Source organism: Rheinheimera mesophila (genome assembly GCF_000986865.1).
Taxonomy (GTDB): domain Bacteria; phylum Pseudomonadota; class Gammaproteobacteria; order Enterobacterales; family Alteromonadaceae; genus Pararheinheimera; species Pararheinheimera mesophila.
On record NZ_LAVS01000021.1, the window covers coordinates 1 to 26,723 of the forward strand.

A 26,723-nucleotide genomic window follows, 5' to 3' on the forward strand; every position below is an offset into this window, starting at 1 on the left:
TTTATTTCAGGTGGTTTGGGGTTTTGTATGAAATGAGGTGAGGTTATAAAAATAGCAAACCAAACTACAAGGCTAATAATGAAAACGACACTGAGCTATCACCAATAAACCGTCCACATAGGTGTAAACCAGACGGTGTTCTCTGTTGATACGCCGTGAATAAAACCCGGTTAAATCGCCAATAAGGCGTTCAGGTTTGCCTTTACCCTCCAGCGGAGACCGCAGTGCTTCTTTAATTAGCTCATCAATACGAGCAGAAAGCTTCTGGTCATGCGTCTTAAAGTACAGGTAATCTTCCCAGGCATGCTTATCGAAGCCAATGCCGGGTTCAGCTTTTTTCTTCGACATTGACTACATCCTGCATTTCGAATGTACCTGCTTTAATCCGAGCTACAGATTCCCTTAAACGGTTTGCGTTATTTGGCGTACCCAATAGATACAGGGTTTCCTGCATAGCGTTAAAGTCTGCCTCGGAAATCATCACCACATTACCAGAACGCTGACTGGTGATAAGCGTAGGCTCATGCGTATCCAGCACGCGATCAATCACAGCTTTAAAGCTGGCTCTGGCTTCGCTGACTGTTAATACGTCCATTTTTCTATCCCCAAATTACCGAACACAACTTACCTAAAAACTACTACTTTACTGAGATAAAAGTACCAAACTTTGTACAATTGGTCAATTTTAAAAGTACAACACTTTGTACAATTACATTATCAGAGGCCTTCTGATAATGTAATTGTAGAGAAACGATAGCGCAGATTTGAGGTCGAGCAATAATTTAGCTAAATGGGCTTTGAGCGAAACAAGGAAACAACGCACACCGCAAGATCTGACGCTAAGGTTTTTCCTGCTTCAGCAACAAATAAATATGCCTGTTTAATTGCTCAAAGCGTGCGTGTTTTATGGTTAGAGCAAATAACACTCTGTATTAACCCTGATATATAGCCAAAGTCAGTTTTACGAACAAAACAGCACTACGCCAAAGCGAGGATGGGTATAGGGCTAAGCAGACCGTCTTTCGCAGGGATAGCGAAAGGCGAGCCCCCATGGAGGGGTTTACGGCGTGTCTGCGTGTACTATGCCCATTCCGCAGCCACCTCACCCGCTATCACAAAGTGAAAAACATGGTTAAAGCTAAACCCTAAGGGGTCTGAATTTTATAACTCTTCATATGCTTTAAATACGCCACTAAGTGGTCGATATCCTTATCGCTAAACTGCGGAAAAGTGGGCATTTTGCTTTTGTATCTGTAGCCGGAGGCGTTGGGGATAAAGGCTTTTAGGTGATCGTCAGTCCAGTATTCGGTAACGTTTTTCGGAGCGTTAAGCTCCGGCCCTAACTCGCCACCTTGCAGGTTGATGGAATGGCAACTGATGCAGCTTTGTTTAAACAGCAAAAAGCCCTGATAAGCGGCTGAGTTTTGGGCTGCATTGGTTGGATAGAGTTTGGGGTACCGTTGCTGGAAACTGACCAGCTCCAATTTCACTAACTGATAAGGCCAGGGTCTGGTTTTTTCGACCGCTTTGCCTTGTTTCCACACCAGATAAAATGGTGCAGGTGACACCATGGCTTTGCCCTGGGCTACTAACGCAAATTCAAAGTCCTTTTTGCCGCTTTCGGCAAACACCATTACCGCCTGGTCATCCAGCAAATACTCAAGTGGCATACTGGGCGCGTAACCGTCAGAGGCGGTCAGTACCACTTCATCGGCGGCTTGACCAGGCGTATAACCTGCAGCTTTTAATAGCTGCAATAACGACACGCCTTCGAAACTTTTTTCACTGTTGTAGACAGGGTCAACTAACTTGATCTGCTGCACCGGCACTTGTTGTTTGATTTGCGCCAGAGACCAGGTGAGCTTTTGCTCTGGCAGTTGGATCTGCAGATCTTGCGCAGCAAGACAGGATGGCATCACAGCCCACCATAAAACTATCCACCAAACTCTGTTCATCGCTGCTCCTGCCTTCTGTGTAGATAATACGAATGTTTTGAAGAACCTGGGCTTGGCGTAGCGCCTCTCTTGCCAACCTCGGTTAACAACTTTGCCGTATGATTAGCTCAGAGGGCATTACTAAATCAGCGCCTAACTCACCCGACAACAAGATGCGCGCCGCAGTACGGCCTTTTTCATCGCTATGCTGGGCAATAGTAGTCAGGCTGGGGTAAAAACGTTCAGCCTCCTCAATACCATCAAAGCCCACTACCACTAAATCATCCGGTATTTTAATCTCCAGCTCACGGGCAACCGCCATAGCAGCCAGCGCAATACGGTCGCTCATACAAAGCAAAACTTGAGGCCGTGGATACTGAGTTAAAGCCTCACGGGCAGCTATCAGAGCAAAATGATGAGTATTCACAGGAATATGCCAGACCGAATCGGCAGGTAAATCGCGGCCTTGCTCCTGTGCTGCCGCTAAATAACCATCTAAACGGCGGCGGGAAATGGCTTGTTCTGTGCTGTATAGCTCATGCGGTTGAATACGGCAGACTCTGTCGGATTCAATTAAACGCAGCCCCAGCACTGCCACTTTACCCGACATTTTTTTCAACGCATGTTCAGCAATCCGATGCGCAGCCGCGTAGTTATCAACGTTCACCGACATCACAGTATCCAGATTACAGTCCACAGTGATCAAAGGCTTACCACTTTTGATAATGCGGTTTAATTGCTCAGGATTGCTGGGCGCGCCATACAAAATAAAGGCATCAGGCACAGCTTCAGCACTGCTGCTGCTGGTATCGTGACGGCCAGACAACAACAGCATATCCATGCCCTGCTCCTGCAGTACTTCGGCCACCCCTTTAATAAACTGATTAGCGACCGGGTCGCTGACTGAATACTCCAATGTGTCCGACAATAAAATCGCCACTATGCCAGAGCGGCCGGTGCGTAAACTACGGGCTGCGGCATTGGGGCCGTCGTAACCCAATTCGGCGCATTGCTGCAAAATACGCTGGCGTAATTCAGGGGAAAGTTGGTCTGGTCTGTTGTAGGCATTGGACACTGTTGCCACAGATACCCCTAAGTAGGAAGCGACAGTTTTTAAATTGAGTTTTTTTGGTTTTTCAGTTGCCGACACAGCCATAACACCCTGTTTTAGTTCAGGCTTTATCATGCCTGTTCAGTCACAGAATTGCCAGCGCCAGAGTGTGACGCAGAAGCAGGTAATGCCACAGTGACCAAAAGTCCAGGCCCCTGATTTTGCAGGCTTAAACTACCGCCATGCGCTTCGGCAATATCACGGCACAAAGTTAAACCTATGCCAGAGCCATTCTCTTTGCTGGTGTAAAAAGGCACCATGGCATGGGCTAAAGCTTCGCTTGTCATACCGCCGCCTGCATCCTGAATATGGATCAGCAACTGATCTGGCATCTCGGTAAAACTCAGTTGAATTTGCTCTGGATCTGAACCTGATTCATGAGCGTTTTTTAACAGGTTTAACAGCAACTGCGACAGCTGCAGTGGGTCGGCCAGCCAGATACGGCGTGGTAAATCGCCTTCGAGTTCAAACTCGTACTGATCCTGCAACTGATTGATCAGCCGAGCCCATTGTACTGGCGCTAACGCCGGAGCAGGTAACTTGGCAAACTGAATATAAGATTGTAAAAACTGATTTAAATGCTGCTGGCGCTCACTAATGGTCTGGAAAATTTGCTGCAACTGGGTATGTTGTAATTGTGTTGCCACCAACTGGCCTGAGTAGGCCATAGAGGACAAAGGTGCCAGCGTATTATTCAGCTCATGCCCTATCACCCGCAGCAGTTTTTTCCAGGCTTTGACTTCTTCGCGATGAATTTCGCGGGTCATAGGTTTGAGTAAATAGAGCTGATGTGGTTTTTGATTGAGCGAAAATGAACTTACCGACAAATGCCAAATAGACACAGGTTCGCCCAGATGCAATAAACCCTGTTGTCCGCTTTGAATAGCCAGGGCCAGTTCAGGTAGTTTTGCCGTTAATTCAGCAAACAGCAGTCCTTCAAACTTACGGCCCTGATGCAATAAAACCCGGGCGGCCGGATTGGTCATCAGCACCCGTCCTGTCTGGTCTGTTAATACCATAGCACTGGGGCTGGATTGCAAGACGGTGTCGAGCAGCAATTCACGCTGATACAAAGTGGCGCGTTCCTGCCGGAGTTGCGCCGACATCTGCTGCAATACTTCAGCTAAAGGTTTTAACTCCCGCAACAGTTGTCTGTTGGCGTCGACATTAAAACTGCCGTCCTGCAGGTTTTGCGCATGTAAATTCAGCGCTTCAATCTCCTGCAGCAAAAGGTTTAACGCCAGGTGCAGTACCAGCCAAATCAGCAGAACAAAGCCGACAAAAATTCCGTACCAGAGCGGCTGCGCATCCAGATAGCGCAGCAACAAAAATACCGGCACTAATAAAGCCAGCACCAGTAAATACACTCGGCGGATCAATTGCATAAGCAATTACACTGGTTCAATGCCATAAAACTCCATGCGCCGGTACAAAGCCTGACGGCTAATGCCCAGTTGTTTAGCGGCTCGCGCCACCACCCCCTGAGCTTGTTGTAACGCCTGCTCTATTTGTTGTTTATCCAAATCATCCAACGCTTTTTTGGCTGAGCTTTGTTCCTGTGGCAAAGCTAAATCATCGGCGTCAATTTCATCCGAGAGCGTCAGCAATAAAGCGCGCTGACATAAATTTTGCAGCTCCCGCACATTGCCGGGCCAGTGGTAACTTTGTAGTGCCTGCTCGGCTTTTTTCGTTAGGCTTTTTTGGCCTGCTAAAAAATGCCGTGCCAGAGGCACTATATCGTCCACTCTGTCTTTCAGTGCTGGCAAATGCAATTGCACGACGTTAATGCGGTAATACAAATCCTGCCGGAAACTGCCTGCGGCTATGGCTTTGGTTAAATCGGCATTGGTGGCGCTGATAATACGCACATCCACTTTACGGGTCTGACTAGAGCCTAAACGCTCAAACTCACCGGTTTGTAACACCCGCAGTAACTTCATCTGGCCTGATAACGACAGGTTGCCTATTTCATCCAGAAATAAAGTACCGCCATCTGCCGCTTCAAAACGGCCTATCCGGGTTTTAGTGGCGCCGCTGTAGGCTCCGGCTTCGGCCCCAAACAGCTCAGCTTCCATTAAATCGGCAGGCAATGCGCCCATATTGACTTTGATCAACGGCTGTTGTTTACGGCTGGAATTGGCATGCAACACCTGTGCTATGCCCTCTTTGCCCGCACCATTTTCACCTGTAATCAGCACTGCTGCATTGCTGGGGGCCAATTGCAAGGCCATCTGCAGCAACTGCTCCATGGCGGTGCTGGCAAAGACTAAACCACATAAGTCTTTACCGGCAAACAGACCTAATCTTTCCTGCTGTTTGCGCTCAGCTTTTAAGTTTTGTTCGGTCAGTTGTTTAATTTTCAGCGCATTCGCCACAGTGGTGAGTAAACGCTGGTCATCCCAGGGTTTGGCGATATAGTCGGTGGCACCGGCTTTGACCAGCTCCACCACCATATCCAAATGAGTCCAGGCCGTCAGCAGCACCACCGGAATAGCCGGGTAGTCAGAGCGTAACTGATAAAACAGTGCTTTGCCCTGCGCGCCACTCATTTCCCCCTGAGCAAAGTTCATATCCTGCAAGATCAGATCGATAGCTTGCTGCTGCAAAATACTTTTAGCGAGCTGAGGCTGCTGCGCAATAAAGACCTGATACCCCTGCAACTGAAACAGGGTCATCAGGGCGGTACAAACCGCCTCGTTATCATCGATGACCAGTATTTTGTTCATTACTTATAAGGTCTTAGTTGCTGTGGCTGGTGAAATTCTGGTTGCTATTCTGGCAGGATACCATGTGGCCAGCGTGACACAAAGCAGCAATAAAACCAGTGTCAGCAGCGGCAGCCAGACCGGCACTGCAGGTATGCTGATCACCTTAGCCAGACTGATATTTAAGCCATAACAGACCAGAATCCCAAAGCCAGCACCTATGGCTGTGGTTAACCAGCTTTCACTTAACACGTCCAGCAACACCCGTGCCTTACTGGCGCCTAAAGCCCGCTTAATCCCTACTTCTTTTTGCATTTGTAGCGCGTGGAAATGGGCGTGGCTGTAGGCTGATATCATAGCCACTAACAACATCAGGCCACTTAATACAGCGAGTAACGTGGCTAAACCAATTTCGGAGCGGAATACTTCGTCACGGTTTTCATCCATCCGCATTACGGTATCAATGTCCATTTCTGGCTCGGCATTTCTGATCACATCAGTGAGTTGCTGACGCACAGCTTCAGACTGTCCCGCTGCGACCCGGACCATCAGTTGATAACCCATTTCCGCTCTGGCCATGGGCATAAAATTGATAGCACCATAGGATTGATCTGTGGCATAGCGCTGTGAATAAAAGTCAGACACTACACCAACCACAGTGCCCTGATTGGTGGATTTCCCGACAGGGTTTTGTTCAGCAAAAAGTTGTTTCGCCAGTTTCTCGGTCAGAACAATATTTTGCGTGCCTTTATCCAGCTCGGTCAGTTGCCTGCCCGCGATTAAGCGAGTGCCAAGCACCTGAAAAATCTGACTGCCTGTGTTGTAGTAAGGCACTGCATCAATATTACTTTGATCCTGACGGTCGGTTTCAAACAGGTTAGAACTTGACCCGCCCTGCCGCAAAGGGGTCTGATTGGCGTATTCGGCAGCTTCAACACCGGGAATTAAGCGAATGGCCGCCAGTTGCCTGTTTATCACTTCAGACAACGCAGGTTCAACCCGCATCGATGCGCTGGTCGGTTTTACTCTGACGGTCAGAATTTGCTCCAAAGCCAGCCCTGTTGGTTGATCCACTAACTCTTTAGCTGCGCTGGCCAATAGCAAAGAGTTCACTACTAAACCTAAAGTGACAGCCAGTTGCAGTAACAACAGAGCTGTTACCACTTTACGGCGCAATAAGGATTTAAGAATTAAATGAACAGACATGGTGTGCTCCTTATTGTTTTAACTGCTGATTCAGCGGACTGAATGAGGTTTTTAACGCCGGGTATAAAGTGACCAGATAACTGATCAACAGCACAAAGAGCGCCATCACGCCGAGCATCTGCCAGTCCCACCCCGCTAAAGCCCTGGTGCTGGGCAATAACGAATTAATAGTCCATAAGCCCAACTGAGCAAACAGCAGTGCCGCAGCAAAAGCTAATACCGAACTTAACAGCACATCGGCCAGAATTTGACTTTGTAGCTGCAAGCGGCTGGCACCTAAAGCCCGGCGTAAACTGAACTCGTATTGGTTCGCCATATAACGGTTTAACGATAAATGACTGGCATTGACCACACAGACCAGCAGAAATAATGACGCCACTAAAGCAAAAGCATCCAGTTGCTCATTGGTCGCCCGCATCGCTTTTTGCACGTCCAGAATATTATCCAACTTGTTACTTTCTGGTCGGGTATGGCGGCCAGCCGCTTTTTCATCCGCCACCAGGTTTTTCAGAAATTGTTGGTACTGCGTGACTTTTTCCGGGCTATCTAATTGAACCCAAAACTGCAACTGATTCACAAAGTTAGTTCTGGCCATTTGTGGATAGGTTTTCACATCTCCATCCCAATCCACATCAAAAAACGAGTTTTGTGTATTGGACTGAATGGCTAAATCATAAGCGGTTTCCAGCGGAATATAGATGTCCTCAGCAGGCTCGGCGGAGCGACGGCCGTTCACATCATACAAACGTGGCAACATGGCCCAGTCGCTCAGCACACCTATAACTTTATAAAGCTGGTCATCAATCAGCATCTCCTGCCCAACCACATCGGTGCGGCTAAAAAACTTCAGCGCGGTATTTTTACTGATCACCACTTCCATCCGCGCATTATTGTCAGGCCAGGTTTCGCCATGTAAAAAAGGCACATTAAACAGCTTAAAAAAGTCGCGCTGGGTGGCTCGCAGATTGACATGGCTTGGGGTAGCCTGCTGATTCTCCACAGTTTTGGCATAAGCCTCACTGGAAAACATTGCCGCTTCTGCCGATGGAATACCGCTGCCACTCATCTTTTGCATATCCATGTAACTCATCACCCGAGGCGGATCAAAACAGTCGGTACAATCGCCCGGTGTTGAGTTGAGGCGGACCATAAATAAGCTGGCACTTTTTTCCGGCAGCGGGTCACGATTCATCCAGTAATACAAAGTGGCGTTACTGAAAAAGGTGCCCAAACCTAAACTTAAAATCAGCAAGGTTAAGGCATAAGGCAAAGGCGCTCTTTTAATGCTGAACCAGCTCAGCTTCAGATTATGGAGTAAGGCTTCCATGTTAAGCTCCTGCTGCTGTTAAAGGTTCGTACCCCAGTGGTTCATATAAAGTCGCGTCATTGAGCTGACCATCCACAATCTGAATATGCCGGTTAGCGCGACGGGCCTGATCCGGGTCGTGAGTCACCATTAAGATGGTGCAGCCTTGCTGATTGATTTTCTCTAACAGCTCCATCACCTGGCGGGCCATCAACGAATCCAGATTACCCGTAGGTTCGTCCGCCAGCAGAATACGTGGCTCACCTGCAATAGCACGGGCTATAGCCACCCGTTGTTGCTGGCCACCAGAAAGCTGACTTGGGTGGTAATCACGACGCGCAGCTAAACCGACGGTTTCTAATGCATGTTCAACCCGGCGTTTACGCTCTGCCGCACTAAAACCACGATAACGCAGCGGCAGCTCGATATTGTCGAACAAGCTGAAATCTTTAATCAGGTTAAAACCCTGAAAAATAAAACCTATTTTTTCGTTTCTCAGGGCAGACAATTCCCGGTCTGATAAACCTTTGACCGAGCGGCCATCCAATAAATAATCGCCCTGATCAAAACTTTCCAAAGTACCCAGCACATTCAGCAAGGTGGATTTACCAGAACCGGACGGGCCTGTTAAAGCGGCGAATTCACCTTCGTTCACCTGCAGGTTAATTTGCCGCAGGGCATGAGTTTCAATTAAATCGGTTCGGAAAATCTTGCTTAAGTTATTAATTTTAATCATGGTGTGCTCCTGTAGGGCTCAAGCCCCAGATTCCTGCGAAAGCCTTAGTTCAGTTGAACTTTGTCTTGTTGTTTAAATTCATCCAGATTAGAAATGACCCATTGGTCTCCCTCTTTGGCACCTTGTAAAATTTCGACGTATTGCACTGAAGACGCACCTAACACCACAGGGGTTTTCACCGCCAGATTATTGGTGACCTGATACGCGATACGACTGGCGCCTGAACCAACAAAATCACCACGCTTGATGCGCAGTACATTTTCTTTTTGTTCGATAATGACGCGGGCTGATAAACGTTGGTTCTGGCGTAAGCTGGCACTGTCGTTCTGCGAGAAACGCACACGGGCTGTGACTAAGTTGTCTTTCACTTCAGGTGCTATATGGCTCAGCTCGCCTTTGAGTTGCTGATTGCCTAAGTTCACTTCAACCGGCATACCGACGGCTAAATCGCGGATATAACTTTCCTGCACCGACAACTCGGCTTCATAACGACTCAAATCGATGACAGTTAATAAACCTGTTCCCGCCAGTACATGACTTTGCTGTTCCACCAGCCAGTTGCCGACCTGACCAGTAACTGGCGCTTTAATTTGTAAAGCCGCCAGTTTGCGGTCCAGTTCAGCCACCACCAAAGCCTGACGGGCTAAAGCGGACTGACCCGACTTTTTTTCAAAATTCAGCTTATCTGAGGCCAAAGCGACTTTACGTTTGGCGTGATCAAACTCCAGTTCGGCCTGTAATAATTTGTCTTTGGCGACGTCGTAATCCAGTTGGCGAATCACACCCATTTTGATCGATTGCTCAGCCCGTGCCAGTTCACGTTTCGCCGCCACTAAGTTGACCTGAGCGGTGTTTTGCACCTGCTCCATATCCAGTTGCAGTTCACGGGCCAGTAAAGTGGACCGCTCAAACTCAGATTCCATGCTGGCCAATAAAGCGCGTTGTTGCTGCAGCTCGTTATCCAATGCCGGACTGGACACCACAGCCAATAAATCGCCTAATTGCACAGCTTCACCTGGTTGTTTCAGATACTGCACCTGGCCTGCTTCCTGACTGAACAAAGTAGGTGCATTGGCCGCTACGACCCGACCTTGCACCGACAAATCACGGGTAAAGCTGCCGCGCTCGACGACGGCCAGTTGCACCTGATCTTTGGGCAACACCAAAGAAGCCTGAGCCGAACTGGCCGCCAGCAGGCTATAGCTGATATAACAGATACCAGCCATAAACAAAGTGGCCAGCACAGGGCGGCGCCACTGTCTGGTTTTGTTCGGTTGGATTTGAATATCCTGATTTTCTGTACCCTGGATCATCGTTGTTCTCCGCAATCTGATTACGCAGACATAGCAGGGAACGTGCCAGCAGAATAAAATCAATTAACCTATTGTTTTATAAACAAATACCAATACACTAATGAATAATTAAAACTGTCCGCGGACAGAAAAAGTGTCCGCGAACAACAGCCGGACAGCGGACAAAAACCCAGGAGTCACCATGCACTATGTATTGCAGTATCAAACCTCAGCCGATTATCTGGAAAAGCGGGTGTTATTTCGTGCAGAGCATTTGCAACTGGCCTGGCAGGCCGCAGAGCGGGGAGAATTGGTGTTAGGTGGTGCAGTGGGCGAGCCTGTAGAAAGCGCTTTGCTGCTGTTTAATGTGGCCGACCCGGCGCAGGTGAAAGCCTTTGCCGAGTCGGACCCTTATGTCATTAATGGTTTAGTCAGCAGCTACCGGATCCTGCCGTGGCATACGGTAGTGGGTGAACAAGCCACTACACCTATACGCTAAAAATTAAAATCTGTTCTGACCTCAAGCTCTATTTTTTCTGCCACTGGCCATTAAGCTGAATGTAGTGACCGGCTTCGGTTTTTTCTATGGCTTTTTGGCCGGCCATAGCCTCAACGTCGGCTAACTGAATACCGTTTTTCGCCGCCAGTTTCTGGTATTCGGCTTTGCGGGCTTTGTTAATTAACTCGGCAATTTGTTCAGCTTGTGCCGAGGAGCCTACCACCCCCAAATAGCCATTCGGTTGTTCGCCCACTAAGCCCTGGCTTTTAGCAGAACTCAAGGCAGACATAGCCTGCTGCAAATCCATCGCCAGCACAGGCAAACTGATTGCAAACAAAGCTGACAGCACTAATTTATGTACAGTTTTCATCTTGGTGCTCCTTAAAATAAACCACTGGAATCACTGATCAGCTCGTCCAGCTCTTTGTCCACTTTAATTAAAATTTCATGCTGAATTTTGACATTCAGATTGATATTAATTGGCTCATTTGGCATAGCCACCTGTACAGTCGGGGTACAGGCTGCGCCGCCTAACATAACCAGACAGAGGATAAAACCCGGTGCTGCTTTTGTGCTGCGCTTTACCGGTGCTGACCGGGAACCTTGTTGATCCTGCCCATATCGCATTGTTACTCCTTACGGGCGTCTTTGGCTTTTTGGGTTGCCAGACGCTGTTGAACTCGTTTTTTTACTAAGTCGCTGACCTGACCACTTAACTGCAAACTGCTGATCATAGCCGGTAAATTTTCTTCTAAATTAATGGTGAAATTAACAGCCCGGCCTTGTTCAAAATCCGGGTTATTGCCTGCCAGTTGAAGCGCCAAGAACAACTGGCCCTCTTTGCTGTAGCTCACTCCGGCTGACAGCACTGAAAAATGAAAATTCTGCAGCGCCTGCATCACAATCTTCATGCCCTGATTCGACTGAGCCATCGCCTGAGCTTTTTGCGACTGATAGGCAATTTTGCCACCGGGTGCCAAAGCGGCCACCGAGCCCTGAGCCACCGTCAGCTTGCCTTGTTCTATGTTCAGAGGCAAAGTTCCTGACAGAGTTCCCTGTCCTGTGATATCGGCGCTGGGGTGCTGTTTCAACAATTCTGCTAACTGTAATTTCTCCAATTGCAGCGCTACCTTAGCATCCTGAGTTAAATCCAGCTTTTGCGGCTTTGCACTGACCTCGCCACCAAACAATGCCAGCTTGGCTTGCTTCAGGTCTAACTGGCCTTTTAGCCAGTCCGGTGCTGTAGTTTGGTAGACTGCATTCAGCTCCAATGGCCCCATCACCAGACCGTGGTTCACCTGTTGCAGCTTCAGATCGCCAGTCTCTACTTTCCAGGCCGCACCTTCGCTGAACAGCTTCAATCTGGTGGTTAAACCGTTAAAGACAGTCCGGTCGTAAATACCGCTGAGATCACGCAGCAGCAGTTCTGTTTGTTGTTTGGATAGCTTCATGCTGCCAAGGTCAAACACCAGTTGACCTTGGCCTGAGGCTTTGCCTTTTTGCAGCGTCAGCAGTTCAGGCCAAACAGGCCCGATTTGCAGCGGGTTACCGGCCAGAAAAAACAGCTCTGGCAAAGTCCAGCTCAGACTGACTTTTTGCTCTGCCATCTGCACTTTATGCTCAAGCGCTAAAGATGCGCTGTTGGCTAAACGCCCTTCGATTTGTGCTTGTTGCTGCTGATACAAAACAGTGCCGGCCCAGTTCCAGTCCAGCGTTTTGAGCAAAGGATACTGCAGCTGCTTCACTTCAAGTTTTAGATCGCTTTTCAGCTGTGCATTTGCCAGTAACGCCGGGGCTAATTCCAACTGCAATGAAGTTGCATTCAGCACCAGCTGCTGTACCTGCAAATCAGGTTGCTGATAACTGGTGGTCAGTTGCAAAGGTTCAGCGGCTTCAAATTGCAGCAGGTTGTTTTGCCAGACGGCGCGACCGCTTATCTTTAGAGCCAGATCAGAGAGCTGATACTGCTGCCAATTGAGCGTACTGCTTAAAAGGCTCAGTTCAAACTGCGGAATTTGCAGTTGTTCAGCACTTGGTGTGATCAAAGCTTTGAGCGCCAGCTTGAGATCGCCGACACCTTCAATAAATACGGCTTGTTGATTCGCCAGTTGCAGCTGTATCTGTTGGCTTTGTTCGCTGTAGGTTAAAGCGCCGGTCAGCTTGCAGTCGTTATTTTCAGTGCTGTTGCTGAGCTTAGTATTTAAACGGGCACAAGGCAGCGAGACTTCTATCTGTTCGAACGTCAACACCTTCGGCAACCAGAGCGGTAATGTGGGTACTGAAGGCGCAGCTTCCTGCTGTGTTTCGCTGGATGTCGCACGCTGTAAATCCAATTGGGCTTTTAAGGATTTAGCTTTTACCAAATCCAAAGGCCAGGGCCACCCCGTCCAGCCAAGTTCCAGTTGCTCCAGTTGCATCTGCTGCTGACCGGAAAACGGCAGAGTGAACGACAACTGTTGCACGCGCGCCGAGCCCCATGACCATTCCAGCACCTGCCATTTTGGATTCAGTTGAGTCCACCAGAACTGCAACTGAATAAAAGCAAATACACAGCCTGCCAGCAGTAATAACAGCAGGTTCCATTTTAACCGGGAAGTCGATTTCTTCGGGCCAAAAACAGGCTTAGCCACGTCATTTCCTCTTTGCTTATCAGAACTTTAACTCAGGCTGACTGAATTATGAATGAATTCAGATCTTTAGTCTGGCGCTAAACACAAACGGACACCAGCGCTATCAAGCCGCTTCTGGTCGCATTGTATCGCTTTGTTACATAGTTGTATCTTTTTAACCCCTGTGAAACGTGTTTTAATCGGACCACTTACAAGGAGGACCCTATGAACAAATCCAAATTAGCCATTGCTATCGCTTTTACTCTGACGTTGGCGGCGTGCGGCACTCAGACGCATTCAAACTTACCTGCGGGTGTGACATTGGTTGACCAGTCCAAAGCCCAGCAAGGTATTCATATTCCCTATAAAAAGTATGTGTTAGACAATGGTTTAACTGTGATTGTTCATGAGGATAACTCCGATCCATTAGTGCATGTAGATGTCACCTATCACGTGGGTTCGGCTCGTGAAGAGTTAGGAAAGTCAGGGTTTGCCCACTTCTTCGAGCATATGATGTTTCAGGGTTCTGAAAACGTGGCGGACGAAGAGCATTTTAAAATTATCACTGAAGCGGGTGGCACCCTAAACGGCACCACCAACTCAGACCGCACCAACTACTTTGAAACCGTACCTGTCAATCAGGTAGAAAAAATGCTCTGGTTAGAAGCAGACCGCATGGGCTTTTTACTGGACGCGGTAACAGAGAAGAAGTTTGAAGTACAACGCGAAACTGTGAAAAACGAACGGGGCCAGCGCGTTGACAACCAACCTTATGGCCGGTTAAACGAGCGGGTATCTCAGGCTTTGTATCCGGACGGCCACCCCTACTCCTGGCCTGTGATTGGTTATATGGACGACTTAAATCGCGCTAACGTCAATGATGTCAAAGCCTTTTTCCTGCGCTGGTATGGCCCGAATAACGCAACTTTAACCATAGGTGGTGCAGTAAAAGCTGAGGATATTCTGCCTCTGGTGCAAAAGTATTTTGGTTCTATTCCACGGGGTCCTGAAGTAACGGATGCGGCTAAAACGTTCGTGAAGCTACCAGAAACCCGTTATATCTCGATGGAAGATAATGTGCACTTACCTTTGGTCTACATCGCTTATCCAACAGCCTATGCCAATCACAAAGACGAAGCGGCATTGGATATTTTGTCGGAAATTTTAGGCGGCGGTAATAACTCATTGCTGTATAAGAATCTGGTGAAAAATCAGTTGGCGGTGCAAGCCGCTGTGTCGCACCCTTGCCGTGAACTGGCGTGTGAATTTTCTCTGTATGCCCTGCCACATCCGGCGTCCGGTAAAACGCTGGCCGATATAGAGCAAGTGATCCGTGCCAGTCTGACCGAATTTGAACAGCGTGGTGTCACTGACGACGATTTATTAAAAGTAAAAGCCAAAATGGAAGCCAGCAGTATTTTTGGTCTGCAAAGTGTAGCGGGCAAAGTCAGCCAGTTGGCGGCCAGTCAGACCTTTCAGGGTAAACCTGATACTATTGCCGACGATATAGCCCGTTATAACGCCGTGACCAAAGAGGATGTGATGCGGGTGTACAACACCTACATTAAAAATCAGCACTCTGTGGTGATGAGTGTGGTGCCAAAAGGCCAGAAACAACTGATTGCCAGAGCTGATAATTTCACGCCGGTCAAACACGATTTTGGTGGCCCGTCTACAACCAAAGCCGAGGATTTACAGGTACGTAAGGCCGTAGACACCTTTGACCGCAGCAAACAACCTCTGGCGGGTGTCAACCCTGCAGTAGAGTTACCCGCCACCTGGACCATGGATTTGGGCAACGGCATCAGAGTGTTGGGCAGCCAAAGCACTGAAACCCCGACCACTTCGTTGCTGCTGAAGATCCCGGTCGGCAGTTATTACGAAACAGCCGACAAAGCCGGTGTCAGCGCCTTACTGGCGGCTATTCTGAATGAGAGCACTCAAAACTACAGCACAGAACAAATGAGTCTGGAGCTGGAAAAGCTGGGCAGCAGTATCAGTATCAGCTCAGGCGACAGTTACATCGAGGTGTTTGTCTCCAGTCTCAGCAAACATCTGCCACAAACCTTAAGGCTGCTGGAGGAAAAGTTACGTAATCCAGCCTTTAAAGCCGAGGATTTCAGTCGCCTGCAACAGCAAACCTTGCAGGGTATTCAGCACAGCGCTACAAGCCCGGCTTATATAGCAGCCACTGCGTACAATAAACTGATGTTTGATGGCAGCATCGCGGCGTTACCAAACGAGGGGACGCTGGAGTCGGTCAGTAAACTGACCCTGGATGATGTGAAAAACTGGTATCAGACCTACTTTAAACCCGCGGGTGGCCAGTTAATAGTGGTGTCTGATCTGGCCCAGGACAAAGTGGCGGCAGAACTAAAAACTCAGTTGGCGGACTGGCAAGGTCAAGGCCCGTCAGTTCAGGTCAACACAGGTCGGATGAAAGCAAAACCCGGCACTATTTATCTGCTGGATAAACCTGATGCACCACAAGCTGAAATTCGCATTGGTAAGCGTTCACTGACTCAGGACATTACAGGCGAGTTTTATCAGGCCAGCCTGATGAACTTTGTGTTAGGTGGTACCTTTAATAGCCGTATTAACCTGAATTTACGTGAAGATAAAGGTTACACCTATGGTGCCCGTGCCAGCTTTATCGCCGACAAGTTTGCAGGTACTTACACTGCTTCAGCGGCAGTGCGTGCCGATGCCACGGCGGATTCAATTCGTCAATTTATCAACGAACTGGACACCTTCCGCCAAACAGGTATTACCGATGACGAGCTGGCCTTTATGCGTCAGGCTATTAATCAATCCGATGCGCTGAAGTACGAAACACCGAATGCCAAATTAGGTTTTATGGCGCAAATTCTGGAATTTAACTTAACGCCGGATTTTGTCCGTGAGCGGAATCAGATTGTGTCCAACATCAGCAAAGCACAAATTAATGCGTTGGCCGCTAAACATTTAAACACCAAAGAAATGGCAATTCTGGTGGTGGGAGATGCCAAAAGTTTAACGCCTGAACTGGAGAAACTGGGGTATCCGGTGGAAAAAATCAGTCTTTAATCGCCTCTCTGTACTATAGGCCACCTGCAGGTGGCCTTTATTTTTCCTCACCAACAGGCCAACTTTGTGATCGGTCTTAACAGTACAGCCATTTGGTTACAAATTTAATCTATTTTCCGATAGGTGAAAGTACTTTTGCTCGCTACACTCTAACGGCTATGGTTTGCGTCTTTGCTGTAGTTCCAACCTCAGATCAAACGCAAAATAGTCGGAATTGCCCAACGCCATTCAGGGATCATCACTACTCATTTCTTACATTTTTATTAATTTATGACTAATCGTCACAATTTGTCGAAAAACGTGGCACACTAGCCTGTGTGCGAGTCAGAACTAAGTTCAGAACTTCGGAGCTGAATTTAATTCTGGGTGAGGCTCTAATCCGGGAGTGAGGTCAGGTCGTAGTATCAGGGCTTCAACTTTTGGGTATTTATTAACTTTTAATCTGGTTACTGCTATGAAAAGATTTAAATCTATACTGTTTGCCTTACTTGGCCTGATCTGTGTGTTTATGCTGCTTGCAGGGGTCAAAGGTGGCCAGATTGCAGCCATGATCGCATCAGGCGAAAGCTTTGTGCCTCCGCCTGAGTACGTCAGCACCTTTAATGTGGAACAACAAAGCTGGCCAAATACCTACAATGCGATAGGTACAGTGCTGGCCGACGAAGGTATTATTGTGGCCGCTGAAGTACCAGGTCGGGTGAAAAAAATCAGTTTCAGTAATGGCCAGCAAGTTACCGCAGGTACAGTACTGATTGAGCAGGATGTCACCAACGAGCAGGCTCAGTTACGTGCCGCCGAAGCCAGCTTCAAACTGGCGAAAACCAGCTATGACCGGTTGGTGCAGTTACGCCGCACCAATATTGCCACCCAAAGCGAATTGGACAATGCCAAACAACAACTGGATAGTGCCGCAGCTCAGGTTGATAACTTAAAAGCGACCTTGCAGAAAAAAGTGATTCGCGCACCTTTTGATGGCCGCATTGGTATTCGTCAGGTGGATTTAGGCACAGATTTGCAGGCGGGTACTCCGATAGTGTCATTACAGGCCACCAACAAAGTGCGGGTGAACTTTCCGGTGCCGCAACACTGGCTGACCCAAATCTCCAAAGGGTTACCTGTGGAAGTCTCTGTTGGTGACGGCGCCGTGGTTGTCAAAGGCGAGATCAGTGCAATAGGGGCTGAGATTAATACCAGTACCCGTAATGTGATAGTGCAGTCTATTTTGGATAACAGTAGCAATGTGCTGATCCCCGGTATGGCTGTTTCTACCACTGTCACCTTAACAGAACCGCATCAGTTGCTGGTGGTACCGAGCACAGCCATTATCTACGCTCCTTTTGGTGACACGGTATTTGTGGTGGAAAAAGATGACAAAGGCGGCTTAAAAGCCCGTCAACAGTTTGTCCGTCTGGGCAAAGCCCGTGGTGATTTTGTTGAAGTAATTGACGGCCTCAAAGCCGGTGAACAAGTGGTGAGTGCCGGTGCTTTTAAGCTGTTTAATGGCCAGGCCGTGGTGTTGAGTAAAACTCAGCCGCCAGAGTTTAAAACCACACCAACACCAGCGGATACCTGAGTTGAAGACCATCAGCACCAGCCATCAAGAATGAGCAGATTATGAATTTTACCGATATTTTTATTAAAAAGCCTGTGCTGGCCATAGTGGTCAGCCTGCTGATATTGCTGGCTGGTTTCCAGTCGATGAGCAATATGACGGTACGGCAGTACCCACGTTCAGACATAGCTGTGATCAAAATTACCACGGCTTATATAGGCGCTAACGCTGATTTAGTCCGTGGTTTTATTACCACCCCAATTGAAAGGGCGATCGCCTCTGCCGGTGGTATCGATTACATCGAATCACAAAGCACTATGGGTGTCTCCACGGTCACAGCCCATTTACACCTGAACTATGATCCACTCAAAGCCATGACGGAAATCAGTGCCAAGGTGAATCAGGTGCGGGGCGATTTACCGCCCGAAGCTGAAGTCCCGGCTATCGCCATAGAGGCGGCCGACAGTCAGTTTGCCGCCGCTTATTTAAGCTTTAGCTCAGATATTCTGGAACAGAACCAAATTACTGAGTTTTTAAGCCGGTCAGTACAGCCTCGTTTAATTGCCATCAGTGGCGTACAAAAAGCCGATATCCTGGGTGGCCGTACTTTTGCCATGCGGGTCTGGCTTAAACCTGAACGTATGGCCGCATTAGGCATTACCGCCTCTGATGTACGCACCGCCCTGACCGACAATAATATTCAGGCCACTATAGGTCAAACCCGTGGGGCTTATACACAAGTCAATCTGCGCGCCAACACCGACATGAAAAGTGTTGATGAATTTAAGCGGATGATTTTACGTCAGAACAGTGACGGCATAGTGCGTTTGTCCGATGTTGCCGATGTGGTGTTAGGCGCTGATGATTACAACACAGACGTCAACTACTCAGGTGAAACTGCGGTTTTTATGGGCGTTTTTGTGGCGCCGAATGCCAACTCGTTGGATGTGATCAAAGCGGTCACCAAAGAGATGGAGCAAATTAAAGCTGAACTGCCCAGTGGCTTAACCGGCGAAGTGTCTTATGACGCCACCAAGTATATTGAAGCAGCAATAGACGACGTGGTGAAGACACTGGCAGAGACCTTGCTGATAATTGTCGTGGTGATCTTCCTGTTTTTAGGCTTTAGCCGGTCGGTACTTATTCCTATAGTAGCCATTCCGCTGTCGTTGATTGGCGCCATGTTCATCATGAAGTTGTTTGGTTTCTCTCTAAACTTGCTGACCCTGTTATCTATCGTATTGTCCGTCGGTCTGGTAGTGGATGACGCCATAGTGATGGTGGAAAACATAGAGCGCCATATTCAAAATGGCCTGAAACCATTCAAAGCAGCCTTAGTGGCAGCCCGCGAACTGGGTGGTCCTATTATTGCAATGACGGTGACGCTGATTTCGGTGTACGTGCCCATCGGTTTACAAGGGGGTTTAACCGGTACTTTATTCCGCGAATTTGCTATTACGCTGGCAGGTGCTGTGGCTATTTCCGCCATAGTGGCCATTACGCTATCGCCCATGATGGCGTCGCGGATGTTAAAACCTCATACTAGTAATAAGGCGCCGTTGGATGGTATTTTTAACAGGTTCCAAAACTTTTACAGCCGTAAACTGGAAAGCAGTTTACAGAACAGATCCGGTATGTATGTGTTTTGGGTTGGTATTACTCTGCTTTGTGTGCCTTTGTACAGCATGTCGCCAAAAGAGCTGGCTCCGGTCGAAGATCAGGGCGTTATTTTCGGTATAGTCGACTCGCCAGCCAACTCGACTGTTGACCAGTCGTCTTATTACGGCAAATACGTTAACGAAGCTTTTATGTCCGTACCAGAAACTGACTTTACCTTCCAGATCACCTTCCCTACCGGTGGTTTTGGCGGCATGGTCACTAAACCCTGGGCAGAACGTGAACGCACTGTATTTGAAATGATGCCGGAAGTGCGGCAAAAACTGGCAGAAATTTCAGGAGTTCGGATATTACCTATCACGCCACCGGCTTTACCCGGCGGTGGTCAGTTCCCTGTTGAGTTTGTGATTGCCTCCACAGCCGAATCAAAAGAGATTTACGAGTACGCGCTGAAACTGGAAAAAGTTATGCGTGAAAGTGGCATGTTCCCGTTTCAGGTGATTGATATGAAAGTCGATCAACCTGAATATCAGCTCAATATCGACCGCGATAAAGTGGCTGATTTAGGCTTGAACATGCGCGATGTAGTGCAGGACTTAGGCACTTTATTAGGCGGTGGCTACGTCAACCGCTTTAATATGTCGGGTCAAAGCTACAAAGTAGTGCCACAGGTGAAACGTCTGGAGCGGTTAACCCCTGACGATTTAACTAACCTTTATATCAAAGGGCCAGAGGGCCAAATGATTCGGGTTGATCAAATCGCCAGCCTGACCCACAGCACAGTGCCACGCAGTATTAACCGGATGCAGCAGCTCAACGCAGTGAAAATCAGCGGTGTGACTATTAAACCTCTGGATGAAACCTTAACCTTCCTCGAAACCGAAGCGAAGAAGTTATTGCCAGGTGGTTACTCTATTGACTACACAGGTGAATCGCGCCAGTTAAAACGTGAAGGCAATACCTTCCTGCCCGCTTTTACTCTGGCTGTGACTATGATTTTCCTGGTGCTGGCGGCGCAGTACAATAGTTTCCGCGATCCTATCGTCATTTTGTTAGGTTCGGTGCCTCTGGCTCTGTTTGGTGCACTGGTCTTTACCTTCCTGAAAATACCAGCGCCTATGCCATTTTTCACCGACGGTTTTACCAGTACGCTGAATATTTATTCGCAGGTCGGTTTGGTGACACTGATCGGTTTAATAGCCCGTAACGGTATTTTGGTGGTGGAATTTGCTAACAAACTGCAGGAGCAGGGAAAAGCCAAACTGGATGCGATACGCGAAGCGTCTGTATTGCGTTTACGCCCTGTGATGATGACCAGTATTGCCACTATTGCCGGTCACACGCCACTGATCTTTGCTGAAGGAGCAGGTGCCGAGGCCCGCAACTCGATAGGGATAGTTCTGGTATTGGGAATGACGATCGGCACCTTGATGACACTCTTTGTGTTACCTTCGGTGTATATGCTAATCGCTAAAGATCATAGTCATGACAAGGTCATGGACGAAGAGGATGACGATATAAACCAGGTAAAACCAGCCTAACCGCTGCGGTTTGAATAAAGGGCTAACAACGTTAGCCCTTTTTTGATTCAACCAGCAACATAGTGAAGTCCTCTGCCGACACCGCCCTGGACCACAAATAACCTTGCGCATAATGGCAACCTGCTTGTTGTAATAGTGCCAGGCTCTGCTGATCTTCCACCCCTTCAGCTACCGTTTGCAAACCCAGGCTGCTTGCCAGTTGAATAATACCTTTGACCAAAGCCAGGTCTTTGCCATCATGCGAGATCCGGCCAACGAAAGATCGATCTATTTTTAAACTACTGAGCTGAAACTGGCTTAAATAACCTAAATTCGAATAGCCGGTACCAAAATCATCGATGGCAAAATGCACACCCAAGGCCGCCAACTGTTGCATTTGTTGTTTTACCAAAGCGGTATCATCAATCAGTACAGACTCGGTTAACTCCAACTCCAGTGACTGTGCCGCCAAGCCAGTCTCTTGCAGAACTTGCCGGACCAGAGCGGGTAAATCGCCCTGCTTGCACTGCATTGCAGAGATATTAACGGCAATACGAAGCGCATGACCTGAGCCTTGCCAGACGACAGCCTGAGCACAAGCCTGTTGCAATACAAAAAGCCCTAACTCCTGGATTAAGCCCATTTCCTCAGCTAGTGGAATAAAGACGTCCGGTGCTATCACCCCCAATTCAGTGTCAGTCCAGCGTAACAAAGCTTCTGCTCCGCAGATTGTATTCGTTTTGATGTCATAGACAGGTTGATACAGCACAGCGAATAACTGCTGTTTGACCGCTAAACGTAAGCGCATCATCAGGTTAAATTTGTCCAATTGCTGCTGTTCCATTTCGCTCTGGTACCAGCAAAATCTGTTCCGCCCCATCTTCTTCGCCTGATACATAGCGGTATCAGCCTTTTTACACAGCAGATGAAAATCAGTACCGTCCTGTGGCGACAATGCCACCCCGATAGACGCAGAGAGCTGCACCTTATGTTGTTGTACCAGAACTTCCTGTTGGCAACGTTGTAATAAGTTTTGTACTAAAAGCTCAAGCTCTTGCCGCTGTTGCCATTGAGTTAACAGCACCACAAACTCATCACCGCCAAAGCGACTTAACACATCCAGCCCGGACAAAGGCTGCTGTAGATTGACTGCCAGTTGTTTGAGCACCTCGTCCCCGGCCTGATGCCCCAGCGCGTCATTAATAGGCTTAAAGTTATCTAAATCGATAAATAACAAAGCGATTTCAGCGTTTGGTTTAGCCGCCACAGCGCGTTGATAAGCCAGCTCACATTGAGTGCGGTTCACTAAGCCGGTCAGTGGATCGTGCTGAGCCAAACGCTGAATTTCTAACTGAGAGCTGACGACTCGTGCGTTTTCCTGCTTTAACTGCCGCAGCGCGTCTTTGGTATCCCGGGCAATCAACCTCATGCTTAAGCCGCTGACAATCAGCAGAATATTTAACGTGACAAAAGAATTCACAGTCGGCAAAGGCTGGCGAAACTCAACCCAGCCATACAAAGTGGCCAAAGCCAGAGTAGAGCAAAACAGCAGGATAAAACTAAACAACACCCAGTAAAAACGCGTCCCGCTATACATAGCGGCGTAGGCCAGTACCAATGGATAACCCAGCAGCATTAGATCGAAAATCCCCAAATTAATACTGATCAGACTACAGATCATCAGGGTCAACAACCATAACAAGGCACCGGTCGCAAACCGGACTTTAGCCCGGTAAAGCAGGATCAGAATACAGACTAAGCCAAGGCCTGTGGCGCATAAAATAGCAGAGGATTTTGGTCCTGACGGAAATAAACCACAGATCACTGCAGCCAGACAAATCCAGACGATTTGCTTTAACCGCTTAAGCTGATGTGCAGTTAAAGCAATCTCATCGGTGCTGGCTGAAAAATCAAAAAAAGTCCGCTGTTTCATATCCTGCCTTGTGCCTGAATAGACCACCATTTACCGCTGATAAAAACGATAAAAGCTGCAATAACACGTTCTTTGCTCAGAATACCAGACTACTGAAAAATAAACACAGTGAGCAGAGGCAGAATTTGCTGGCTCGAAGTTTCTGCACTTTGTCATCTTGCTCTGCGTCAACGGAGGTATCGCCGTCAAGTCATCAGCAGAGCAAAAAACACCGGCACGAAGTCCGGTGTTTTGATGGTAAATGCAAGGGTTTTACTTACATACTGTAGCGCACCCCTAAGGCGAAAGTACGGCTGTATAACGCAGTGCCGAAATTGCCTGTGGTCGCGTCATTACCATAGTAACTCTGATAAAGCTCATTGGTCAGGTTGGTGCCATCCAGCGTAATTTCAAACTGCTCTGTTAGTTTGTAACTTAACTGGAAGTCCATGCTGGCTTCGGATTTACGGCGCATTTCCAGCGGGTTGGCAAACAAAGCCGCTTCATAGTTAGCCAGGAAACCTTCACGCCAGGAGTAAGATAATCTCATGCCCAAGTCGTTTTTATCGTATGCCAGCACCACGCTGTAAGACGAGTCAGACACACCAAACAGATCGGTGTCTCTGTAGCCGGTAATCTCACCTTCACTGTTCGTGTCAGGGGTCGTTTGTTGCGACGACAAGCGGGTATAGCTGGCCTGCACCCCAAAACCATCTAAAGCTTCTGGTAAATAGTCAGGGAACCAGACCAAACCAATTTCAGCACCGGATAACTCGCCATTCGAAGCATTGTATGGCTGTGTCAGCACAAACTTATACGGAGTTGGATCGGTCGCTGATTTTGGCGCTGTGACAGAGCGGCGGAAGCCCACCACAAAACCGTCAATATCACGTCTGAATAAAGTACCGTACAACGAACTGGCTTCAGCAAAATACCATTCCAGCGACAGATCGTAGTTTTTCGATTCAGTCGGTTTTAAATCCGGATTGCCACCCCCAGCCGTGCCATAGCCTATGCCTGTAACGTCCTCGTTGTAGATGATCAGTGGGTTTAAATCGCCAAAAGCCGGGTAACGTAAAGTTTCGGTGTACGCAAGCCGGGCCTGCAGATCATCCGTTAACTGATAACGCGCCGTCAGACTAGGCAGAATTTTACGGGTTTTACTCTCCCCTGCCGTGGTGTTTTGCGCCATGCCAGGAGCAGTCTCCTGATAGAAAGTGGAATCTGTGTCTATTCCGGTATACCGGGCACCAATTTCACCGTTTAATGCCCGACCTGCGACATCGGTTTCAAATTTCCCTTGCAGATACAAGGACAAAGTGGTGGCGTCTATATCAAAGGAGCGCTGTAAATCCAGCTTGTTCAGGCCGTACAGAGCGCGGAATTCATCAGCGTTATTACGGATAGAATAGCCATTGGCTACAGCCCAACTGGTGGGTACGTTAGCTTCACCGTCCATAAATCCTGAATTGATCGATGCCAGCCCGTCGATAGTGCCTACATTAACTGCACCACCACAGCAACGATCCTGACGGCTGAACGCTGTGGTCGCACCACGCTTGTCATAACGTATACCTGTTTCTACTGTGGTAAAAAAACCATCAAGACGATAGGTCAAATCAGAAGTAAATGTCACTGCATCGCCTTCGTCCTTGTTGGCATTGTCATACATGCTGTCAGTCAGATAAGCCGAAGGATCCGCCATACTGGATTCGTCCACGCCAGCAGTCGCCGGATTATCCTCAAAGTTAAAACCCGGAATACCACCGTTTTCATTAAAGTCGACATTCAGTTTGTAGTTGTTCCCCGGCCGCACAAAGCGCATGGCAAAAAAATCACTGGTGTATTCACTGTCCTGGTACACCAGTTCAGATTTTAACGTCATGTAGTCAGACAGCTCCCATTGACCGCCAAGAGCATGCAAGTAACTGTCGGTTTTACCGGTGGACAAATCACCGCTGGTAAAAACCCAGGGGTCGTTAACTGAACGGGATTTGACAATATTAGTGCCTGGATGCAACTGCACATTGGCCGCAGCGGCAGCCTGTGCCGGTGTCATGCCCGCATAGCCGCCCCACCAGTCAGCAAAAGAGAACAGTAGGCTGTTAAAACCTTCATTACGAAAGCCGTTGTAAAAGGACTCAAACACGTACTCCGACTTTTCATTCGGCGCAAACTGCAAGGAAATATTGGCCGCCGGACGTTCGCGCTCACCGTTGTAATCGCTTTGGAATATTGCATCACGACTGAGTAAATAAGGCGTTGCTACCCCATTGATATCCAAAGTAGCGCCCTGATTGGACGGTAAACCCGCCAATAAACCCGGTTGCCAGATTGGATTTTCAGCAACCCCTGGCTTATCCAGGAAAATACGCTCGTACGGAGTAAAAGGGGCTGTCGGATTTTCTGTCATAAAAGGCAACATAGCGCCAGCAGTCACGCTTTGATCGCGGTAACGCATTCTGGAATAGGAGACATTCACCAAAGCGCCAAACTGACCCGCATCCAGCTCCCAGTTATTACTGGCTAAAGCGCTAAAGGTTGGATTAATTTCTTCATTTTGTTCGGTATAAATACCGCGGGCATTGGCTATAAACTTAGCACCGTCAAAATCAAAAGGCCGATGCGTTTTAACATCGATAGAACCGGCAATACCACTTTCAATTTGACTGGCGGAACGGGTTTTATACACATCCACCTGTTTTAATAAACTGGCTGGAATATCCTGCAGCGCAACGGCTGTGCCTGAGGCGGTAAAAATGTTACGACCGTTTACTGTGGTGGTGATGTCACTTAAACCACGAATGGAGACCGCTGAAATCTCGCCTGAAGCGCGGTTTGTCACCTGCACACCTGTCACGCGCTGCAAAGACTCTACGACGTTATTGTCGGGAAACTTACCAATATCTTCTGCGACTATCGCATCCACAATTTGTTCATTGTGGCGCTTTACACCCAGCGCTTTATTCAGGCTACCCCGAATCCCTTTTACTTCAATAATTTCAACTGCTGTTTCCTGGTTATCTTGTTGCGCTGCGGTCACTGGCTGACTAACTAAAACAATAGCCATAGACACTGCACTGCTTAAGACGGATCGCTTAAACATGAGCTTCTTCTCCCCTTGTCGTGGTTTTAGTACACCTTCCCGGTCAAAACACAGCAGACCTTCGAGGTATTTTTTTATCATTTCTCAAATCATGCTATTGTATGATTAATAGACTGTCAACTCAGAAACAAAGAAATATTCACCTCAGCAGATAAATTCCGATCCCAGGTAAATCAGCAGTTTCACCGACCGATTTGCACCTATATCAACTACAACCTATAGTGTTAGCGGCCCGGCTGTGACCGCGTTTTAGTGACAAAGTCTTAGGCTATAAATCAAAAGCGGCACAAAGCAGCTTTTATCAGTCCGCACAACCTACTGGAGCAACCATGACTACTGTGAATCCACAAATTACCGACGCAGTCACCCAAACCAACACCACAGTGCTTTGCAACGCACCGAGTCAGGCGATCGCCACTTTGTATCAGCTCAGCGCTCATGCCTTGGGGCTTGCAATGCATAACGCCGTTAGTAACCAACAGAACCTGAATCAGCTCAATCCGGCTATTGTGGCTCAGGCTATTCAGTTGCTGAAAAGCTAAGCAGGATCAC

General features: G+C 48.2%; 20 protein-coding genes. 5 read left to right on the forward strand and 15 right to left on the reverse strand.

What is annotated here, in order from left to right:
- Nucleotides 1-72: 72 nt before the first annotated feature.
- From SD53_RS09245 to SD53_RS09290, 10 genes are all read right to left on the reverse strand, one after another.
- Nucleotides 73-348, reverse strand: a complete 276-nt coding sequence (locus SD53_RS09245; RefSeq protein ID WP_046519956.1) for a Txe/YoeB family addiction module toxin — start codon at nt 346-348, stop codon at nt 73-75.
- Nucleotides 329-595: a type II toxin-antitoxin system Phd/YefM family antitoxin gene (locus SD53_RS09250; RefSeq protein WP_046519957.1), complete on the reverse strand. Its 267-nt coding sequence runs from the start codon at nt 593-595 to the stop codon at nt 329-331. The genes SD53_RS09245 and SD53_RS09250 overlap by 20 nt, the downstream gene beginning before the upstream one ends.
- Nucleotides 596-1,145: 550 nt before the next feature.
- Nucleotides 1,146-1,955, reverse strand: coding sequence for a c-type cytochrome (locus SD53_RS18025; RefSeq protein ID WP_052749327.1), 810 nt, complete (start codon nt 1,953-1,955; stop codon nt 1,146-1,148).
- A gap of 82 nt (nt 1,956-2,037) precedes the next feature.
- Entirely contained in the window at nt 2,038-3,090 is a 1,053-nt protein-coding gene (locus tag SD53_RS09260; RefSeq protein WP_046519990.1) for a LacI family DNA-binding transcriptional regulator, read from the reverse strand.
- Nucleotides 3,091-3,116: 26 nt separating this feature from the next.
- Entirely contained in the window at nt 3,117-4,430 is a 1,314-nt protein-coding gene (locus SD53_RS09265) for a sensor histidine kinase (protein ID WP_173425694.1), read from the reverse strand.
- A gap of 6 nt (nt 4,431-4,436) precedes the next feature.
- Nucleotides 4,437-5,771 (reverse strand): sigma-54-dependent transcriptional regulator, encoded by a 1,335-nt coding sequence (locus SD53_RS09270; protein WP_046519958.1) that lies wholly within the window; start codon nt 5,769-5,771, stop codon nt 4,437-4,439.
- Between the two features lie 3 nt (nt 5,772-5,774).
- Nucleotides 5,775-6,956 (reverse strand): ABC transporter permease, encoded by a 1,182-nt coding sequence (locus SD53_RS09275; protein WP_046519959.1) that lies wholly within the window; start codon nt 6,954-6,956, stop codon nt 5,775-5,777.
- A gap of 10 nt (nt 6,957-6,966) precedes the next feature.
- On the reverse strand, nt 6,967-8,283 hold the full coding sequence (locus SD53_RS09280) for an ABC transporter permease (RefSeq protein WP_046519960.1): 1,317 nt from the start codon (nt 8,281-8,283) through the stop codon (nt 6,967-6,969).
- Nucleotide 8,284: 1 nt separating this feature from the next.
- The gene (locus SD53_RS09285) at nt 8,285-8,998 is read right to left on the reverse strand and encodes an ABC transporter ATP-binding protein (RefSeq protein ID WP_046519961.1); all 714 of its coding nucleotides are present in this window, start codon (nt 8,996-8,998) and stop codon (nt 8,285-8,287) included.
- A gap of 44 nt (nt 8,999-9,042) precedes the next feature.
- Nucleotides 9,043-10,311 (reverse strand): efflux RND transporter periplasmic adaptor subunit, encoded by a 1,269-nt coding sequence (locus SD53_RS09290; RefSeq protein WP_046519962.1) that lies wholly within the window; start codon nt 10,309-10,311, stop codon nt 9,043-9,045.
- A gap of 181 nt (nt 10,312-10,492) precedes the next feature.
- Here SD53_RS09290 and SD53_RS09295 point away from each other — a divergent pair, with 181 nt between their 5' ends.
- Nucleotides 10,493-10,789, forward strand: coding sequence for a YciI-like protein (locus SD53_RS09295; RefSeq protein WP_046519963.1), 297 nt, complete (start codon nt 10,493-10,495; stop codon nt 10,787-10,789).
- A gap of 28 nt (nt 10,790-10,817) precedes the next feature.
- On the opposite strand, the gene SD53_RS09300 is transcribed toward SD53_RS09295, so the two are convergent.
- The 3 genes from SD53_RS09300 to SD53_RS09310 are packed head-to-tail and all read right to left on the reverse strand — an operon-like array spanning nt 10,818 to nt 13,419.
- A complete protein-coding gene (locus tag SD53_RS09300; protein ID WP_046519964.1) occupies nt 10,818-11,159 on the reverse strand; it encodes a YdbL family probable chaperone protein in 342 nt (113 codons plus the stop codon).
- An 11-nt stretch (nt 11,160-11,170) separates the two neighbouring features.
- Nucleotides 11,171-11,416 (reverse strand): YnbE family lipoprotein, encoded by a 246-nt coding sequence (locus SD53_RS19010; RefSeq protein ID WP_052749328.1) that lies wholly within the window; start codon nt 11,414-11,416, stop codon nt 11,171-11,173.
- A 2-nt stretch (nt 11,417-11,418) separates the two neighbouring features.
- Nucleotides 11,419-13,419: an intermembrane phospholipid transport YdbH family protein gene (locus SD53_RS09310; protein ID WP_046519965.1), complete on the reverse strand. Its 2,001-nt coding sequence runs from the start codon at nt 13,417-13,419 to the stop codon at nt 11,419-11,421.
- 204 nt (nt 13,420-13,623) lie between these two features.
- Here SD53_RS09310 and SD53_RS09315 point away from each other — a divergent pair, with 204 nt between their 5' ends.
- The 3 genes from SD53_RS09315 to SD53_RS09325 all read left to right on the forward strand — a co-directional run bounded on the left by SD53_RS09315 (nt 13,624) and on the right by SD53_RS09325 (nt 21,174).
- A complete protein-coding gene (locus tag SD53_RS09315; protein ID WP_046519966.1) occupies nt 13,624-16,464 on the forward strand; it encodes a M16 family metallopeptidase in 2,841 nt (946 codons plus the stop codon).
- A 454-nt stretch (nt 16,465-16,918) separates the two neighbouring features.
- Nucleotides 16,919-18,037 (forward strand): efflux RND transporter periplasmic adaptor subunit, encoded by a 1,119-nt coding sequence (locus SD53_RS09320; protein ID WP_046519967.1) that lies wholly within the window; start codon nt 16,919-16,921, stop codon nt 18,035-18,037.
- 41 nt (nt 18,038-18,078) lie between these two features.
- Nucleotides 18,079-21,174 carry an efflux RND transporter permease subunit gene (locus SD53_RS09325; RefSeq protein ID WP_046519968.1) on the forward strand — a complete coding sequence of 1,032 codons (3,096 nt, stop codon included), beginning with the start codon at nt 18,079-18,081 and terminating at the stop codon, nt 21,172-21,174.
- A 31-nt stretch (nt 21,175-21,205) separates the two neighbouring features.
- On the opposite strand, the gene SD53_RS09330 is transcribed toward SD53_RS09325, so the two are convergent.
- Together SD53_RS09330 and SD53_RS09335 are read right to left on the reverse strand one after the other, a co-directional pair.
- A complete protein-coding gene (locus SD53_RS09330; protein ID WP_046519969.1) occupies nt 21,206-23,086 on the reverse strand; it encodes a putative bifunctional diguanylate cyclase/phosphodiesterase in 1,881 nt (626 codons plus the stop codon).
- A 256-nt stretch (nt 23,087-23,342) separates the two neighbouring features.
- Nucleotides 23,343-26,252 (reverse strand): TonB-dependent receptor, encoded by a 2,910-nt coding sequence (locus SD53_RS09335; RefSeq protein WP_206539923.1) that lies wholly within the window; start codon nt 26,250-26,252, stop codon nt 23,343-23,345.
- Nucleotides 26,253-26,500: 248 nt separating this feature from the next.
- On the opposite strand from SD53_RS09335, the gene SD53_RS09340 reads away from it, so the two are divergent.
- Nucleotides 26,501-26,713: a RebB family R body protein gene (locus SD53_RS09340; protein ID WP_046519971.1), complete on the forward strand. Its 213-nt coding sequence runs from the start codon at nt 26,501-26,503 to the stop codon at nt 26,711-26,713.
- Nucleotides 26,714-26,723: the final 10 nt, after the last annotated feature.

Coding starts and splice junctions, on each gene's coding strand:
- SD53_RS09245 (WP_046519956.1), bottom strand. CDS start 348: ATGTCGAAGAAAAAAGCTGAACCCGGCATTGGCTTCGATAAGCATGCC.
- SD53_RS09250 (WP_046519957.1), bottom strand. CDS start 595: ATGGACGTATTAACAGTCAGCGAAGCCAGAGCCAGCTTTAAAGCTGTG.
- SD53_RS18025 (WP_052749327.1), bottom strand. CDS start 1,955: ATGAACAGAGTTTGGTGGATAGTTTTATGGTGGGCTGTGATGCCATCC.
- SD53_RS09260 (WP_046519990.1), bottom strand. CDS start 3,090: ATGGCTGTGTCGGCAACTGAAAAACCAAAAAAACTCAATTTAAAAACT.
- SD53_RS09265 (WP_173425694.1), bottom strand. CDS start 4,430: ATGCAATTGATCCGCCGAGTGTATTTACTGGTGCTGGCTTTATTAGTG.
- SD53_RS09270 (WP_046519958.1), bottom strand. CDS start 5,771: ATGAACAAAATACTGGTCATCGATGATAACGAGGCGGTTTGTACCGCC.
- SD53_RS09275 (WP_046519959.1), bottom strand. CDS start 6,956: ATGTCTGTTCATTTAATTCTTAAATCCTTATTGCGCCGTAAAGTGGTA.
- SD53_RS09280 (WP_046519960.1), bottom strand. CDS start 8,283: ATGGAAGCCTTACTCCATAATCTGAAGCTGAGCTGGTTCAGCATTAAA.
- SD53_RS09285 (WP_046519961.1), bottom strand. CDS start 8,998: ATGATTAAAATTAATAACTTAAGCAAGATTTTCCGAACCGATTTAATT.
- SD53_RS09290 (WP_046519962.1), bottom strand. CDS start 10,311: ATGATCCAGGGTACAGAAAATCAGGATATTCAAATCCAACCGAACAAA.
- SD53_RS09295 (WP_046519963.1), top strand. CDS start 10,493: ATGCACTATGTATTGCAGTATCAAACCTCAGCCGATTATCTGGAAAAG.
- SD53_RS09300 (WP_046519964.1), bottom strand. CDS start 11,159: ATGAAAACTGTACATAAATTAGTGCTGTCAGCTTTGTTTGCAATCAGT.
- SD53_RS19010 (WP_052749328.1), bottom strand. CDS start 11,416: ATGCGATATGGGCAGGATCAACAAGGTTCCCGGTCAGCACCGGTAAAG.
- SD53_RS09315 (WP_046519966.1), top strand. CDS start 13,624: ATGAACAAATCCAAATTAGCCATTGCTATCGCTTTTACTCTGACGTTG.
- SD53_RS09320 (WP_046519967.1), top strand. CDS start 16,919: ATGAAAAGATTTAAATCTATACTGTTTGCCTTACTTGGCCTGATCTGT.
- SD53_RS09325 (WP_046519968.1), top strand. CDS start 18,079: ATGAATTTTACCGATATTTTTATTAAAAAGCCTGTGCTGGCCATAGTG.
- SD53_RS09330 (WP_046519969.1), bottom strand. CDS start 23,086: ATGAAACAGCGGACTTTTTTTGATTTTTCAGCCAGCACCGATGAGATT.
- SD53_RS09335 (WP_206539923.1), bottom strand. CDS start 26,252: ATGATAAAAAAATACCTCGAAGGTCTGCTGTGTTTTGACCGGGAAGGT.
- SD53_RS09340 (WP_046519971.1), top strand. CDS start 26,501: ATGACTACTGTGAATCCACAAATTACCGACGCAGTCACCCAAACCAAC.